This window comes from Burkholderia sp. 4NA327C6, from assembly GCF_005502655.1.
GTDB lineage: Bacteria > Pseudomonadota > Gammaproteobacteria > Burkholderiales > Burkholderiaceae > Burkholderia > Burkholderia contaminans.
Genome location: NZ_SCNZ01000016.1, coordinates 109,844 through 125,730, shown reverse-complemented (window position 1 = coordinate 125,730; position 15,887 = coordinate 109,844). Strand labels below are relative to the sequence as shown.

Here is a 15,887-nt window from a genome sequence, read left to right as displayed (position 1 = left end):
CGCCCGTTTCCCCAAGCCGTCGCATCGATCCGAAACCTGACCGCGAAACCATCATGACCACCACCCGTAAACTCGCGCTGACCGAACAGGCATCGCTGATCGAACAGGTGCAGCGCATCGCCGAAGGGCTCGGCGCGATGTTCGCGCCGTTCACCGAGGTCGTGGTTCACGACCTGCGCACGCCGAAGCACGCGATCCTCGCGATCCACAACAACCTGTCGGGGCGCGCAGTCGGCGATCCCGCGACCGAGCTCGGCCTCGCCCGCATCGCGGACGACGATTTCCCGCCCGTGCTCGCGAACTACCCGAACCGCTTCGCCGACGGCCGCACCGCGAAAAGCACGTCGATCGGCATCAAGGATTCGACCGGCCGCTACGTGGCCGCGCTGTGCCTGAATGCCGACGTCACGCTGTTCCGCGGCTTCCAGGGCATGCTGAACCAGTTCTGCAGCACGGACGGCGAAGCCGTCGCGGAAACGCTCGATCCGGCCGGCGCGGATGCGATCCGCCAACGCATCGACGCATTCGCGATGCGCCTCGCGACGACGCCGCGCGAACTGAAGACCGACCAGCGCCGCGAGTTGATGCAGACGTTGAAGGCCGACGGTTTCCTCGAAGTACGCCGCGCGATGGAGATCGTGTCGCAGCATCTCGGCGTCTCGCGCGCGACCGTCTACAACGATGCGAAATGACGCAAGCGCGCGGCACGCGCGCTGCTTTACTGCTGAACGATTCCAACGACCACCAGGCAATCCATGAACGCTCCGACTCTCCCCACATACGACGACGTCGCCGCCGCCGCGGCCCGGCTCGAAGGCCATGCGCACCGCACGCCGGTGATGACGTCGCGGACGATCGACGAAGCACTCGGCGCGCAAGTGTTCTTCAAGTGCGAGAACCTGCAGCGCATGGGCGCATTCAAGTTCCGCGGCGCGTTCAACGCGCTGTCGCGCTTCGACGCGGAGCAACGCCGCAACGGTGTCGTCGCGTTCTCGTCCGGCAACCATGCGCAGGCGATCGCGCTGTCGGCGCGCATGCTCGGCATTCCCGCGACGATCGTGATGCCGCAGGATGCGCCGGCCGCGAAGATGGCCGCGACGCGCGGCTACGGCGGCAAGGTTGTGACCTACGACCGCTACACCGAGGATCGCGAGCAGATCGGGCGCGAACTCGCCGCGCAGCACGGGCTCACGCTGATCCCGCCCTACGACCACCCGGACGTGATCGCCGGCCAGGGCACGGCGGCCAAGGAACTGTTCGACGAAGTCGGCCCGCTCGATGCGGTATTCACGCCGCTCGGCGGCGGCGGGCTGCTGTCGGGCACCGCGCTCGCCACGCGCGCACTGTCGCCGCACGCGACGCTTTACGGCGTCGAGCCGGAAGCCGGCAACGACGGCCAGCAATCGTTCCGCTCGGGCGCGATCGTGCATATCGACACGCCGCGCACGATCGCCGACGGCGCACAGACGCAGCACCTCGGCAACCTGACGTTCCCGATCATCCGCCGCGACGTCGACGACATCCTGACCGCGACCGACGCGGAACTGGTCGACTGCATGCGATTCTTCGCCACGCGTATGAAGATGGTGGTCGAGCCGACCGGCTGCCTGTCGCTCGCCGCGGTGCGACGGATGAAGGACGCGCTGCTGGGCAAGCGCGTGGGCGTGGTGATCAGCGGCGGCAACGTCGATCTCGAGAACTTCTGCGCGCTGGTGTCGGCACCGGCATGAACGTCGCGGCGCGCATGAACATTCCGTCATCCGCGCCGCATCACTCCTTCACGTCGCGTTAAGTTTCGCGCCCTAGACTGATTACGTTGTCCCGCAGCCAGTCGTGAAGGAGCCACCATGAAATCGCACGCGATCGTCGCCGCCGCCCTGGCGGCTGCTTCCCTTTCGGCGTTCGCTCAACCGGGCGTGACGTCATCCGGTTTCCCCGCCGCGTCGCCGCACGACGCCGTTGCGCAAGCGACGCACCGCTCGCCCGGCACGTTGCCGCACGCCGGCTTCGTGCTCGCGAAGATCGATCAGAACAATACGCCGCCCGATCGCGGCGGCGACCCGAGCGGCCGCTCGCATTCCGGCATGCGCATGTGACGACACGCGCCGGGCGTGGCTGCCGCACCGGCCGTCAGAACGACGGCAGCGACGGATCGCGTGCAGCGAGGATGTCGTCGGTGCGCCGCTGCAGCGCGCCGTCGATCGTCTCCGGTTGCGGAATCAGCCAGTAGCGCCCTGCCCGGATACCGTCGAACACCCGCGCGGCGAACGCGTCGGGCGTGAGCCCGTGCGCGTTCAGCATCGAGCGCATCGTGTCGACGAAGCCGCGCACCTCGGGCCGGTCATGCACCGCGCCGAACGGGTCGTTGAAGATGCCCGACTGCACGGGGCCCGGCGCGAGCAACGACACGCCGACCGGTGCGCCCAGCATCTTCAGTTCTCCATACAGCGATTCCGTCAGCGCGACCACCGCGAATTTCGTCGCCGAATAAGGCGACATCAGCGGGCTCGGCAGGAACCCGCCGACCGACGCGGTATTCACGACGCGCGCCGGCACGTTGCGCTCGAGCATCCGCGGCACGAAGCTGCGGATGCCGTTCAGCACGCCGTGCACATTGATCGCGAAGCTGCGCGCGAAGCGTTCCGGCGTGATTTCCCAGCTGAAGCCGGTCGCCATCACACCGGCGTTGTTGAACAGCAGGTCGACGCCGCCGAAGCGCTGCCAGGCGGCCTCCGCCAACGCGTCGACGGCTTCCGGCCGGCTGACGTCGGTCGGCACGCACAGGACCTCGGTGTCGAGCGTCGCGGCGAATGCGTCGAGCTTCGCCGGGTCGAGATCGGCCAGCACGACGCGCATGCCGAGCCCGGCGGCGTGGCGTGCGAGCCCGCTGCCGATGCCGCTGGCCGCGCCGGTGATCACGGCGGTGCCGCCGTCGAAGCGAATCGAATTCGTCATGTCAATCAAAGTCCTGTCGGGTCGATGTGGGGATGCGCATACGCGGGAATCACCGGCGGCGGCAGCACCGTGCGGCCGTCGAGCGAGCGCACCGCGAGTCGCTGCGCGAGCGGGAAATGCAGGCTGTGCGTGACGAGGCCCGTGCGTTCGCGCGCCGGCAGGCGGCACAGCGCGAGCGCGGTTTCGGCGAGATACGCGACGTCCTCGGTCGGATAGCCTTCAGGGATGTAGCGCGCGGCGCCCGGCGTGCGGATCGCCGTGCTCGGCGCGACGAGATTCACCGCGATGCCGTCGGCTTCGAGTTCGGCCGCGAGCCCCTGCGTGAAGCGCGACAGCGCCGCTTTCACCGCCGCATAGACGGTCGCGCCGCCCGCACGCGAGAAATCGTCGAACGGGCGCAGCGGCGGCAGCGCCGTCACCGAGCCGACGTTGACGATCCAGCCTGCGCCACGGGCGCGCATCAGCGGGATCGCGGCCTGCGCCAGCGCGAACGGAATGCGCAGATAGTGTTCGATCGTCGTGTCGAACATCGTCATCGGCATCGCGTCGACGCACGCGTAGTCGGCCACGCCCGCGTTGTTGACGAGAATGTCGAGGCCGCCGGCGGCTTGCGCCGCGCGCCCGACGAGCGCATCGCGCTCGGCTGCGTTCGACAGATCGGCCGCAAGCGCGATCGCGCGGCCGCCGGCCTGCTCGATCAGCGCAACCGTTTCGGCGAGCGTGCCGGCGGTCGTCGCCGATTGCGTGAGGCTGCGCGCCGTCACGACGACGGTCGCGCCTTCGGACGCGAGGCGCTGCGCGATCGCACGGCCGATGCCGCGGCTTGCGCCCGTCACGAGCGCGCACTTGCCGGCCAGTACGCCGGTTCGGGAATCGGTCATCATTGTCTCCTGTGATGTGCGTGCGGGCCGCTCAGCGGGCGATATCCGCAACATGAAGCACCAGCTTCGTTTTCGCCTCGCCCGTTTGAACGAGATCGAGTGCGCGGGCCGCCTGTTCGAGCGGAAAACGGTCGAAACACGGCACGCGCAGCACGCGCTTCTCCAGTTGCGCCGCGATCCGGCCGAGCGTGCCGCCGCTCGGCGTCCGGCTGTAGGTCATCGCGGTGCGCAGGCCGCGCCGTGCGGCAACGGCCGCCGTCGCGGCGAGCCGCTCCGCATCGCCGGCCGCGAGCGTCATGATGTTCACCAGCGTGCCGCCCGCCGCCAGCAGGTCGAGCGGATTGGCCAGCGTGCCGCCGCCGACCGCGTCGAGCACGAGGTCGACCCCGCCGGGCGCCCAGGCGCGCAGCGCCGCGGCGATATCCTGCGCGCGATAGTCGATGCTCGCCGCCGCGCCCAGCGCTTCGACCGTCTCGCGGTTGCGCGCCGAACACGTCGCCGCGACGCGCGCGCCGGCCTGCACCGCCAGCTGGATCGCGAACGTGCCGACCGCACCCGCGCCGCCGTGTACCAGCACGGTCTGGCCCGCCTGCAGCCCGCCGTCGTCGAACAGGCCGGCCCATGCGGCGAGCGCGGGCGTCGGCACCGTCGCGGCTTCCGCCAGGCTCACCGCGTCGGGCACACGCACGACCGAGTCGTGACGCACGGCGACGTATTCCGCATACGCGCCCCAGCGCCCCGCGCCGACGTCGGTCTGCGCGAACACGCGCATGCCGGGCTCGAATCCGTCGACGCCCTCGCCGACCGCTTCCACCACACCCGCCGCGTCGAACCCGATCACGAACGGAAACGTGTATTGCATGAATGCGCCGAGGTAGCCCTCGCGGCATTTCCAGTCGGCGGGATTGATGCCCGCGCAGGCCACGCGGATCAGCACGTCGCCGGGGCCCGGCGTCGGGGCCGGCACGTCGGCCATTCGCAAGGTGTCGGAATGACCGACGCGGTCGATCAACAGGGCTCGCATCTTCGTGTCTCCAGGGTTGGTTTGACGTCAGCTTGATGTGGGCTGCGCGTCAGGCCGCCGTATCCGCCAGCAGGCTCGACGCGAGCGGACAGAACGCATGCGAGATCGCATCGACCGTCCAGTCGGGGCTTTCGGCGTCGAACCGGCGGTCGACCCAGCCCCAGTGATACGGATGCATCAGGTATTCGCCGAGCAGATCGCCGACGTGCGCGAATTCCTGCTGCCACACGTGCGTCCATGCGCCGGGCGGCTCGATCCGGCTCAGGCGCCAGTTGCGGATGCCGGGCATGAACGCGGGCATCTGCAGCAGTTCGCGTTCGAGCGCGGCGATCCGCGCTGTGCCGGCCTGCGGCCGCGCGCGCAGCATCAGCGTGCGCCATACGCCGTCGCGCAGCGCCGATTCGCGCAGGCCGCCGCCGATCGCGCGACAGCGAGCGCCGTCGATGCGCTCGATGCCCGGCAATCGAGCCAATGCGGCGAAATCCGCCGTACCGTCGGCCGCCGACTCGTCGCGCAATACGTCGAGCGTGTAGTCTCCCGCGCCCCAGCTGCCATCCAGATTGCGTGCCAATGCCACGCGTTTCGTGCCGGCCCGCGCGTGCGCGGCTGCGCGCAATGCATGCTCGATCGCGCCCGCGTCGCAATCTGCCGACACGAATACCTGTGCCGTGTCATGCCGCATGATCGACCTCCGTCAGCGCAGGCAGCGGCGCATCGGCATCCGTCATCACATGGCGGCGGCGCACGTCGCACAGCGCGTCGACGGTCATCCAGAAACCGACCACGTCGGCATCCGTCAGCGCGCGCATCCGGTAGTAGGCCGGCGCGTCGGCCACGTGCCAGGTCAGCCACAGCGTGCTCGGCTGCCCCGGCACCGCGACGGGCGGCGACACCCAGCGGCCGGCCGCCGTCAGCCCGCGCGCCGCGTGGCCCGGCAGGTAACGGTCGCGCAGCAGTGCAAGCACGTCGGGAATACGCTCGGGCGCGAGCGTGATTTCATCTACGATCTGGATCATTCGCGTGTCGTCCGGGGTCGTTCGTTACAGGATGCGCAGCGCGCCTACGCCGTTTCGGTGAGGCCGAAGGCGGTCGGCGTGGATAGCATTCTTGCGTGGCGACGGTTGTCGGACCCCTACCACCGCGCTCACCGACCCCTGTCACAACGCTCAGATCGGGAGACTCATGAAACAGCGCGCCATGCCGGCCCGCGGCCGCATCTTGCCGGGCCTCGGTGCGCGCCTGCTGAGCGAACTCACGCGCAGCGGCGCGCCGCCGGCCGACTGCGACGCGCAGCCGCCACAACCGGCAGCGACGCCGGGCGATTTCGTCGCGCTGTACCGCGACGCGATCGAACGCCTCGAGGCGCAGGTCGCGCGTGGCGACAGCCACCCGCCGATGCGCAAACGCGAAGTCGACCTGATGTGCCGCTGCCTGCTGAGCTGCGCGACGCTCGCCGACGCGATCCGCTGCGCGCGCGAATTCGGCGAGATGCTGACGCCGCGCGCCGGCGCGCTGTCACTCGCCGTGCGTGACGGGCGCGCGACGTTCCGGATGGATTCGCTGCGCCGCACACGCAGCCCGGCCGCGTGCCTCGTCGACCTGACGGGGCTGTTCTGCTATCTGCAGCTGTTCGGCTGGCTGATCGGGCAGCCGCTGCGGCCGACCGACGTGTGGCTCGGCCATCCGCGCCGCGACGACGCGATGCCTTTGCTGGGGCTGTTCAACGCGCCGGTCGAGGTGGGCCGCAAGAGCTACGGCTTCGCATTCGATGCGGGGCGGCTCGAGTGCCGCGTGATCCGGCAGCCGGCCGAGCTCGACGCGTTTCTCGTCGATTTTCCGTTTCGCCTGATCGATGCGGCGCCGGCCGTCGTGTCGTGGGCGCAGCAGGTGCGCGGCTTTCTCGATGCGGCGCTCGCGCACGAACAGGCATTGCCGGCACTCGCCGAACTGGCCGTGTGGCTCGGCGTGAGCGAGGCGACGTTGCGGCGGCGGCTGGCGGCCGAAGGCAGCGGTTATCACGTGCTGCGGGAGCAGTGTCTCGCCGAGGCTGCGCAACGCTGCCTGCGCGAGTCGGACTGGCCGGTCGCGCGGATTGCCGCGCATCTCGGGTTCGGCGGCGAGGAAGCCTTCCGCCGCGCGTTCGTCAGGTGGACGGGTGTCGCCCCGAGCCGGTTCCGGCGCGATTGCATGGCAGCAAACCACGCCATTTCGTCAGACATGAAACGCGCCATCGACGCATGAAAGACAGGATTTCGAAAGTTTTTGCGCATCGATGACGTTTTTTCGCATCCGCGGGCTGCCCGACAATTGACGCGCCGGAGCGCACGCCATTACCCTTGCGCGCTGATGGTTCCCAGGGATGGGATCAAAAGGGAACGCAGGAGAGGCCGCGCCTCGAATCTGCGGCTGCCCCCGCAACTGTGAGCGGCGAATCCGTGCCACTGCATGCCACTGGGAAACCGGGAAGGCCGGCACGAATCAGGACCCGCGAGCCAGGAGACCTGCCATCGACCCGAGGTCCAAGCAGCCGCACCGGGCGGGGTGTCCCGGCGCGCCAGGCACCGCCATTGGCGGTCGCCCGTTGCATGGACGGCCCGACCTCAGGATCCGCCCGATGTCCACTGTTACCGCATCCGCCTCCTCACCGGAAGCGTCGCGCCGGCACACCGCCGGCATGCACGGCCCGCCAGCTCGCGCGCGCCGTTCCCTATCGATCGCGTCCGCCGGCATGCGCCGCGCCGACGCCCGCGACCGCGGCCCGCTCGACCCGGCCGCGCGATAGCCCGATCACGGATAACAAAACCGGTGCTGCCGCCGCCCGCTCACGATCGACGCATGCGCAGCCCGACCATAACGACAGCCTCATGAAGATTCGACACCTCCTTGCCACGTCCGCCGCGACCGCGCTTCTCTCGCCGCTCGCCCACGCCGCCGGCGACACCACGGTTGCGCAACCGGCCCCGGCCGCCGACGCCGCCGACCTGCCGACGATCAACGTAACCGACACACGCCGGCTGCCCGAGTCGTTCGACCAGCGCTATGCGACGACCCAGGTGCTCACGCGCACCGATCTCGACCGGCTGTCGCCGAGCGACCCGAGCATCACGCAGGCGCTCGCGACGCTGCCCGGCGTGACCGTCTCGCAGAACGGCGGCCCCGGTTCGTCCGCGTCGGTCAGCATCCGCGGCTCGTCGGCCAGCCAGGTCGCCGTGTTCATCGACGGCATCCGCATCGGCTCGCCGACCACCGGCATCGCGCCGTGGGCCGACCTGCCGACCGAAGCGTTCGAACGTGTGGAAGTGATCTCGGGGCCGGCCGCCGCGTCGTTCGGCGCCAATGCGATGGGCGGCGTCGTGCAGCTCTTCACGCGCCGCGCGGCCAACCAGCCGAACCAGACCACCGTGTCGTTCGGCGGCGGGTCGAACAAGACGTTCGACACGCAACTGCGCACGTCGGGCACGGTGCCGTCGACCGGGCCGCTCGCCGCACTCGGCGGGCTCACCTACTCGCTGGGCCTGCACTCGTACAACACGGCCGGCATCGACGCGACGCGGCCCTTCGCGTACGGGCACGAGGCGGGCCGCAACCCGTACCATGCGCAGGATCTCGATGCGCGCGTCGGCTACGCACGCGACAACTGGTCGATCTCGACGTTCGCGCTGTATCACCGGTCCGATCTGTCCTACGACAACAGCGGCTACGCGAACCGCCAGCTCGATCATCAGCTGACGACCGGTATCGCGTTCCACCTCGACATCGCGCCGGACACGCAGTTCGACCAGTCGTTCGGTTATGCGAACGATCGCGGGTTCATCTACGCGAGTGATCCGGCCATCCCGACCGACCAGATCAATTCGCAGCGCATCAGCACGTCGACGTCGTTGACGCACCAGGAGCGCGGATTCCATCTGTTCGGGCTGCCGCTGTCGGGCGAAACCAAGCTCGCATACGACTTCACGCGCGAGCAGGCATTCCTGCCGGTCGACATTCCGAACGGCGTGCCGACGCGCAACGATTCCGCGTTCTCGCTGCACCAGTCGGCGACGCTCGGCAGCGTGACGATGTTCCTCGCGGGGCGTCATGAAATCATCGCCGGTCAGTCGGTGAATACGGGTAACGCGGCGCTCGCGTGGGCGATCACGCCGGTGTACACGGCGCGCGTGTCGTACGGCAATGCGTTCAAGCTGCCGTCGTTCAACGACCTGTACTACCCCGGCTACGGCAATCCGAACCTCAGCCCGGAACGCAACACGTCGGTCGAGGCAGCGATCGATGCGAACACGTCGTATGGCACGTTCACGGCCGCGATCTACGATACGCGCGTCACCAACCTGATCGCGTACAACCCGGCGACGTTCTCGCCGATGAACATCGGCCGCGCGCATATTCGCGGGATCGACCTGTCGTACAAGGGGACGATCGGCCGCTCGACGCCGGTAAGCCTGGCAGTCGGGATCCTGAATCCGCAGGACGAAACCAACGACTCGTGGCTCAACCGCCGGCCGCGCCAGACGGTCAGCCTCAACATCGATCACACGTGGGATGAACTGCACCTGCATGCGTTGAGCACGGGGGCGTCGCTGCTTTATGGCGGCACGACGTTCGACGATCCGGCGAATTCGACCTATCTGCCTTCGTACCTGACGGTGGGGCTGCGTGCTTCGTACCGGATCAATTCGCACCTGACCGTGTCGGCGACGGTGTCGAACCTGTTCGATCGGCAGTACATGACCGCGTATGGGTACAACACGCTCGGGCGGACGGCGTTCGGGAAGGTGAGTTATACGTTCTGACGGGAATGGGGAGGCGTTGGCCGGACAGGTGGCAAGGCCTCCCATTTGACATGGCGCATCCGATGCCTGCGCCACCAGGTTCTTGAAACGGGTGATGCCACCCCAAAACCGGGCGATGGACTGACGACTACCGAGCCGTCGGTCTTTCGTCGCACTGCGCACGTTGCTGTCCGTATCAACGCTGTTAGACTGCGGACGCCTTCCCCGCACATGGACTCCACCATTCAGGACAGTGACATGACCGAATGCGCGCTGACATTGACCAGCCAGATCGAATGGGAAAACTGGTTGGAGCAAAACGGCAGCACGTCGGACGGAACATGGCTGCGTCTGGCGAAAAAAGGCACCGCGCAGCAAACCATCACCTATGAACAGGCGTTGGAAAGCGCCCTCTGCCATGGCTGGATCGATGGTCAAAAACGGGCTGAGAGCGAGCAATACTGGTTGCAACGCTTCACCCCGCGCTCCGCAAAAAGCATCTGGTCCAAACTCAACACGGACAGGGCTGAAGCGCTGATCGCCGCCGGCAGGATGCGCCCGCCCGGCTTGCGCGAAATCGAGAAAGCCAGAAAGGACGGCCGCTGGCAGGCTGCCTATACGTCGGCCAGCAACTCGATCGTGCCGGACGACCTGCAGGCGGCCCTGGACGCCAATCCGGAAGCCCGCACGTTTTTCGCAACACTGAACAGCCGTAACCGATATGCGATCCTGTTTCGGATACAGCATGCCAAAAAGCCGGAAACACGGGCGCGCAAAATCCGGGAATTCATCGACATGCTGAATCGCGGCGAAACCATCCATCCATAGATTTTTCGCTGACGAGAATGGGGCCAAACGGCGCATATCGCCCGTCATGGCTGCTTCGGCTCCGCAGCCGGTACCGCAACGCGCAATCAGTGAACGCAGCGACTGGAGGTGAACCATGGACCAAGGCGGAGACTTCATCGTGCGCACCATGTCGGCCGACGAGGTCGCCATGTCGATCGAATGGGCCGCGGCGGAAGGCTGGAACCCCGGCCAGCACGATCCTTCCTGTTTCAGGGCAGCTGACCCGGCCGGGTTCTTTATCGGCGTCTGGCGCGGCGAGCCGGTCGCGTGCCTTTCTGCTGTCGCCTATGACGAGCGCTTCGGCTTCATCGGCCTCTACATCGTGAAACCCGGGTTTCGCGGCAAAGGCTTCGGTATCCGAACCTGGCAGCACGGGATGCGTTACCTCGGAGACCGTAACATCGGGCTCGATGGCGTCGTCGCCCAGCAGGCGAACTACAGGAAGTCCGGATTCGAGCTTGCTTACCGCAACATCCGCTATGAGGGACGCGTGGACGGCATCGGGTGCGCGCACGTGGTAGCGGCGGCCGACGTGCCGTCCGAGCAGTTGCTGGCCTACGATCGCGCGTGCTTTCCCGCGGCGCGCGAGCGTTTCGTCTCCGCCTGGATCGCGCAGCCGGATGCCGTTGCGCTCGCGGCAATCAGCGGCGGCCGTGTCGCCGGCTACGGTGTAGTGCGACGCTGCGGGACGGGCTGCAAGATCGGCCCGCTTTTCGCCGACGACGCGGGCGTCGCTACCGGGCTGTTTCGCGCGCTGGCGGCGCGCATGCCCGGCGAAATCATCGTGCTCGACGTACCGGAAACGAACCCCGCGGCCGTCGCGCTGGCCGAGCGGCACGGCATGACGAGCGTGTTCGAAACCGCACGGATGTACACGAAAGAAGCGCCAGAGATAGCGATCGATCGCGTGTTCGGGGTGACGTCGTTCGAGCTGGGGTAATCGTGGCGAACATGGCGGCGGCCGAATTCGGGAAATTGACGCCAACCCAAAACCTAATACAATTAGCCTTTTCGCTAATTCGAATAGCATTCGCCATGGCACGTGCCGGCATCACCCTGGACAAACTCGTCGAAGCCGGCGCGCAACTCGCCGATGAAACAGGCTTCGAGCAGCTAACCGGCGCGGCGCTGGCGCGTCACTTCGACGTCAAACTGGCCAGCCTGTACTCCCACATCCCGAGCTTCGACGACCTCAAGAGCCGCATCGCACTCTTCGCGCTGAAGGAACTCGCCGATCGCGCGACCGACGCGTTGGCCGGCCGCACCGCCAAGGACGCGCTCACCGCCCTCGCCAACGTCTATCGCGACTACGCCCGCGAGCACCCCGGTCGCTTCGCCGCAGCGCGCCACCCGGTAAGCGCCGAACGCGCCGCCGAAAGCGCGGGCGGCCAGCTCGTCAGGATGACCTCGGCCGTGCTGCGCAGCTACGCCATTCCGGAAGCCGAGCAAACGCATGCGATCCGCCTGCTCGGCGGCTTCTTCATGGGTTACGTCACGCTCGAAAGCGCCGGCGGTTTCGCGCACAGCGCACCGGCTTCCGATGCGTCGTGGTCGCGCAGTCTCGATGCGCTGGACGTGATGCTGCGCCACTGGCCTGCTGCCGCATGACTCGCGCAACGTCCAACGGAACCGAATCGATGAAAGACAAACCCGACGGCGTCGTCCTGCCGAGCCGCATCGTCCCCTTCCCGACGTCGATCAGCGACGAAGCGCGCACCGCATTGCAACGACTGGTCGGCAGCGACGGCGTGCCGCTGAACGCGCTGCACGTGATGCCGTCCCCGGACGATTTCGCTGCATGGATGCGCGTCAAGGCGGCCGCCGATGCGCACTACGCGGCGGCCATCGAGCAGCTCGGCGGCTCTCTGCGTTCGAGCGTGGAGACGATCCGGGCCGGCGCGGCGGACGTGCATGTCGCCACGCCCGAAGCAGCAGCGTCCAGCGAATGCGCGTACATCGATCTGCATGGCGGTGCGCTGGTGCTCGGCGGCGGCGCCGCGTGTCGCGCCGGCGCGCAGATGCAGGCCGACCGGCTCGGCATTCGATGCTACGGCGTCGACTATCGCCTGCCGCCCGAGCATCCGTATCCGGCCGCACTCGATGATTGCATCGCGACCTATGCGTATGTGCTGGAGCACTACGCGCCGGAAAACATCGTCATCGGCGGACGCTCGGCGGGCGGCAACCTCGCCGCGGCGATGGTGCTGCGCGCCCGCGACGAAGGCTTGCCGCTGCCGGCCGCGCTGGTGCTGCTGTCGCCGGAAGTCGACCTGACCGAATCCGGCGACAGCTTCGAAACCAACCGTCTCATCGATGTCGTGCTGCCCGCGTCGCTGATGCCGAACAACCTGCTCTACGCGAACGGCGCCGATCTCGCGCACCCGTACCTGTCGCCGCTGTTCGGCGATTTCTCCGCCGGTTTCCCGCCGACCTTCATCCAGAGCGGCACGCGCGACCTGTTCCTGTCGAACGCGGTGCGGCTGCATCGCGCGTTGCGGCGCGCACAGGTGCCGACCGAGCTTCACGTATTCGAAGGGATGCCGCATGGCGGGTTCATGGGCGCGCCCGAGGACACGGAGCTGAGCCAGGAAATCGCGCGCTTCGTGCATGCGCATTTGCCGGCGTCGGACGTTGAATCGAAGCCGTCGAGCGCCAATCGATGAACGGCAACGCGATCCGCTCGACGCACTGCGCTAAATGACCCCGCGCACGCCCGCGACCATCTGAATCACGCCGAATACCGCGATCACCGCGGCCGACGCGCGCGACAACCCGTGCATGAACGCGAACGACATCTTCGTGCGCAGCGCGGCGGTCGTACCGCTCAGGCATAGCCACCACGTCGCGGAACCGATGAACACACCGGCGACCATCAGCGCCACGGCCGGCCACACCGTCCCTTCCCGCGCCCCCGACAGCGGGCCGAGCGCCGCGAAAATCCCGACGAACGACAGGATCGTCATCGGGTTCGACAGCGTCAGGCCGAACGTCGTCACAAAATCGCGCAGGACGGACGTGCGCGGCAGGTCGCGCTGCGCCGTCGATGCGGCCGGCGCCTGGCGCGCGATGGTCCACGCCAGCCACACGAGAAACGCGCCGCCGCCGATTTTCAGGCCGACTGTCAGCATCGGGAACGCCGTGACGATACCCGCGATGCCGAGCGCGCCGAGCAGGCCGTAGATCGCATCGGCGCACGCGGCGCCGACGCCCGTCGCGAATCCCGCCTGAAAACCGCGGCTCAGGCTGCGCTGGATGCACAGCATGCCGATCGGCCCGACCGGCACCGCGATCGACAGCCCCATGACGACGGACTTGATGAACAGCATTGCCTGCTCCTTGCGACATGTCACGTGTTGAACAGGCATCGTAGGGAAAATCCCGTCATCGCTGAATGCGGTTTTTAAGGAAGAATGGCCACTCCGCCTTAAAAAATACCGCCGTGATGGACGATCTGGACTGGAAGATAGTGACGCTGCTGCAGGCCAACGGCCGCATCAGCTACACGGAGCTGGCGCGCCAGGTGCACCTGTCGGTGCCGGCGGTGACGGAACGCGTGAAGCGGCTTGAAGCGGCCGGCGTCATCGAGGGCTACACGGCCCGGATCAATCCTGCCGCGGCCGGCTATCCGGTCAGCGCGCTGATCGGCATCACGGTGCCGCAACCGGCAAAAGCAAAATTCCTCCGGTTGCTGGAGACGATTCCCGAAGTCGTCGAATGCCATCACGTGACGGGCGCGGACTCGTACATGATGCGGCTCGCCGCGATCAGCATGACCCATCTCGAACAACTGATCGAACGCATCAACCTGTACGGCGAAACCCGCACGTCGATCGTGATGTCGACACCGCTGCCCGCACGCGGGCTGGCGCGGCCGCCGTCGCAGCGCGACGTCGTTCGCGATTGACACATCGAGAGGCCCGTCCGATCCGCTGCCCGCAGGGGATCATCAAGCCATTCCGGTCGGCGGTAACCGGCGGCCGATCATCGTTCGGCCGGGTACCGCCGGGACGATCGACATCGATCGACTACTTGCCGGCCAGACCGCCCAAGCCGCCCAGCAGGCCACCCACCAGCCCCGTCACGGGTGCCAGCGGATTGGAGAGACCACCCAGCGGTGAGCCGCCGCCCGTGCCGCCCGTGCCCGTCGTGGAACCGTTGTGGACGATCGCCGTATTCCCGCCGACCACGCTCGTCACCAGGCCCGCGACCGGCACCGCGCCGTTCGCACCGGCCGGGTTCACGAGGCCGCCCGCGTTGGTCACGGTGTTGCCGACCGCGCGCACGAGGTCGCCCACGCCGCCGACCAGCGGCTGGGGCGACGTCGACGTCACCTTCCATCCCGCCGACGTGATCGCGCCGCCGATCTGTCCGAGCAGGCCCGCGACGGGCTGCCCGAGGCCGGTCGCCGTGCCGACCTGCTGCGTGACCTGGCCGACGGTCGTGACGAGCGGCGTGATCGCCGTGCTGATCGCCTGCGTCGTCTGCTGGACCGGGCCCGACGACAGGGCCGCGCCGAGCATGGTGCCGCCCGTCTTGAGGCCGCCGGCGACGGTGTCGAGCAGGCCGCCGACCGGCGTCGTGAGCGGCGCCAGCGGCGACAGCGGGCCGGTGCCGAGCGCCTTCACCGTGTCGCTGAGGCCGGCGACCGGGTTGCTGGTCGAGCCGACGATGGAGCCCAGCCCGGCGACCGTCGTGCCGACCGGGTTCGCCGTGAAGCCGATCTGACCAATGCCGTTGCTCACGGCGTTCGACGTGTCGCGGATGATCGTGCCCGCGCCCGTGACCGTGTTGCCGAGGCCGGTGGTCACGCCCTTGCCCACTGGCGGGCTCAGGTCGCCGAGCGTGACGCCGGCGTCGATGACGACCGCGCCGACGGCGCTGACGATGCCGTTCGTGCCCGGGGTGCCGCTTGTGCCGCTCGTGCCACCGATTCCGCTGGTTCCACTCGTGCCACTGGTCCCACTCGTGCCGCTGGTTCCGCTGGTTCCGCTGGTTCCGCTGGTTCCGCTGGTTCCGCTGGTTCCGCTCGTCCCGCTCGTCCCGCTCGTCCCGCTCGTCCCGCTCGTCCCGCTCGTCCCGCTCGTTCCGCTGGTTCCGCTCGTCCCGCTGGTTCCGCTCGTCCCGCTGGTTCCACTCGTGCCGCCGGTCCCGCTCGTCCCGCTCGTCCCGCTCGTCCCGCTCGTCCCGCTCGTCCCGCTTGTCCCGCTTGTCCCGCTTGTCCCGCTCGTCCCGCTCGTACCGCTCGTGCCACTAGTCCCACCCGTGCCACTCGTACTCGTTCCGATGGTGTTGCCACCCGACTTCGGCGCCGTCACATCGCTGCCGCCGCACGCAGCCAGTGCGCAAGCCGTCGCAATGGCGGCGAGCGCAACGTTCGCCTTGATGAAATGATTTTGCATGGAAGCC

The 15,887-nt window shown here is 68.0% G+C and carries 17 protein-coding genes and 1 riboswitch; of the genes, 10 read left to right on the top strand and 7 right to left on the bottom strand.

The features are described 5' to 3' along the window. Window positions 1-53: 53 nt before the first annotated feature. The 3 genes from FFS49_RS18335 (at window position 54) to FFS49_RS18325 (ending at window position 2,096) form a co-directional block, all read left to right on the top strand. Entirely contained in the window at window positions 54-692 is a 639-nt protein-coding gene (locus FFS49_RS18335; protein ID WP_105815192.1) for a helix-turn-helix transcriptional regulator, read from the top strand. Between the two features lie 63 nt (window positions 693-755). After that, complete coding sequence (locus FFS49_RS18330; RefSeq protein WP_105815191.1) at window positions 756-1,730, top strand: threo-3-hydroxy-L-aspartate ammonia-lyase; 975 nt, start codon at window positions 756-758, stop codon at window positions 1,728-1,730. A gap of 117 nt (window positions 1,731-1,847) precedes the next feature. Beyond that, window positions 1,848-2,096 carry a hypothetical protein gene (locus FFS49_RS18325; protein ID WP_105815190.1) on the top strand — a complete coding sequence of 83 codons (249 nt, stop codon included), beginning with the start codon at window positions 1,848-1,850 and terminating at the stop codon, window positions 2,094-2,096. Window positions 2,097-2,130: 34 nt separating this feature from the next. Here the strand turns inward: FFS49_RS18325 and FFS49_RS18320 are convergent, their stop codons facing one another. The 5 genes from FFS49_RS18320 to FFS49_RS18300 are packed head-to-tail and all read right to left on the bottom strand — an operon-like array spanning window position 2,131 to window position 5,876. After that, window positions 2,131-2,955: an SDR family NAD(P)-dependent oxidoreductase gene (locus tag FFS49_RS18320; RefSeq protein WP_105815189.1), complete on the bottom strand. Its 825-nt coding sequence runs from the start codon at window positions 2,953-2,955 to the stop codon at window positions 2,131-2,133. A 5-nt stretch (window positions 2,956-2,960) separates the two neighbouring features. Next, complete coding sequence (locus FFS49_RS18315; protein ID WP_105815188.1) at window positions 2,961-3,836, bottom strand: SDR family NAD(P)-dependent oxidoreductase; 876 nt, start codon at window positions 3,834-3,836, stop codon at window positions 2,961-2,963. A gap of 31 nt (window positions 3,837-3,867) precedes the next feature. Next, the gene (locus FFS49_RS18310; protein ID WP_105815187.1) at window positions 3,868-4,860 is read right to left on the bottom strand and encodes an NADP-dependent oxidoreductase; all 993 of its coding nucleotides are present in this window, start codon (window positions 4,858-4,860) and stop codon (window positions 3,868-3,870) included. Window positions 4,861-4,909: 49 nt separating this feature from the next. Then, the gene (locus FFS49_RS18305) at window positions 4,910-5,542 is read right to left on the bottom strand and encodes a Dabb family protein (protein ID WP_105815186.1); all 633 of its coding nucleotides are present in this window, start codon (window positions 5,540-5,542) and stop codon (window positions 4,910-4,912) included. Further along, window positions 5,532-5,876 carry a hypothetical protein gene (locus tag FFS49_RS18300; RefSeq protein ID WP_071332537.1) on the bottom strand — a complete coding sequence of 115 codons (345 nt, stop codon included), beginning with the start codon at window positions 5,874-5,876 and terminating at the stop codon, window positions 5,532-5,534. The genes FFS49_RS18305 and FFS49_RS18300 overlap by 11 nt, the downstream gene beginning before the upstream one ends. 166 nt (window positions 5,877-6,042) lie before the next feature. Between FFS49_RS18300 and FFS49_RS18295 the strand changes: the two genes are divergently transcribed. From FFS49_RS18295 to FFS49_RS18270, 6 genes are all read left to right on the top strand, one after another. Further along, a complete protein-coding gene (locus FFS49_RS18295; protein WP_105815185.1) occupies window positions 6,043-7,101 on the top strand; it encodes an AraC family transcriptional regulator in 1,059 nt (352 codons plus the stop codon). Window positions 7,102-7,190: 89 nt separating this feature from the next. Then, window positions 7,191-7,384, top strand: a riboswitch (cobalamin riboswitch). Between the two features lie 340 nt (window positions 7,385-7,724). Beyond that, the gene (locus FFS49_RS18290; protein WP_105815184.1) at window positions 7,725-9,653 is read left to right on the top strand and encodes a TonB-dependent receptor; all 1,929 of its coding nucleotides are present in this window, start codon (window positions 7,725-7,727) and stop codon (window positions 9,651-9,653) included. A gap of 237 nt (window positions 9,654-9,890) precedes the next feature. After that, the gene (locus FFS49_RS18285) at window positions 9,891-10,460 is read left to right on the top strand and encodes a YdeI/OmpD-associated family protein (protein WP_105815409.1); all 570 of its coding nucleotides are present in this window, start codon (window positions 9,891-9,893) and stop codon (window positions 10,458-10,460) included. 115 nt (window positions 10,461-10,575) lie between these two features. Continuing rightward, window positions 10,576-11,421, top strand: a complete 846-nt coding sequence (locus tag FFS49_RS18280; protein ID WP_105815183.1) for a GNAT family N-acetyltransferase — start codon at window positions 10,576-10,578, stop codon at window positions 11,419-11,421. 95 nt (window positions 11,422-11,516) lie between these two features. Continuing rightward, on the top strand, window positions 11,517-12,089 hold the full coding sequence (locus FFS49_RS18275; RefSeq protein WP_046547921.1) for a TetR-like C-terminal domain-containing protein: 573 nt from the start codon (window positions 11,517-11,519) through the stop codon (window positions 12,087-12,089). A gap of 29 nt (window positions 12,090-12,118) precedes the next feature. Beyond that, a complete protein-coding gene (locus FFS49_RS18270; RefSeq protein ID WP_105815182.1) occupies window positions 12,119-13,144 on the top strand; it encodes an alpha/beta hydrolase in 1,026 nt (341 codons plus the stop codon). A gap of 30 nt (window positions 13,145-13,174) precedes the next feature. On the opposite strand, the gene FFS49_RS18265 is transcribed toward FFS49_RS18270, so the two are convergent. After that, window positions 13,175-13,807 (bottom strand): LysE family transporter, encoded by a 633-nt coding sequence (locus FFS49_RS18265; protein WP_071332531.1) that lies wholly within the window; start codon window positions 13,805-13,807, stop codon window positions 13,175-13,177. 116 nt (window positions 13,808-13,923) lie between these two features. On the opposite strand from FFS49_RS18265, the gene FFS49_RS18260 reads away from it, so the two are divergent. Then, window positions 13,924-14,385: an Lrp/AsnC family transcriptional regulator gene (locus FFS49_RS18260; protein WP_071332530.1), complete on the top strand. Its 462-nt coding sequence runs from the start codon at window positions 13,924-13,926 to the stop codon at window positions 14,383-14,385. Between the two features lie 121 nt (window positions 14,386-14,506). On the opposite strand, the gene FFS49_RS18255 is transcribed toward FFS49_RS18260, so the two are convergent. Continuing rightward, a complete protein-coding gene (locus FFS49_RS18255; protein WP_137909838.1) occupies window positions 14,507-15,880 on the bottom strand; it encodes a collagen-like triple helix repeat-containing protein in 1,374 nt (457 codons plus the stop codon). Window positions 15,881-15,887: the final 7 nt, after the last annotated feature.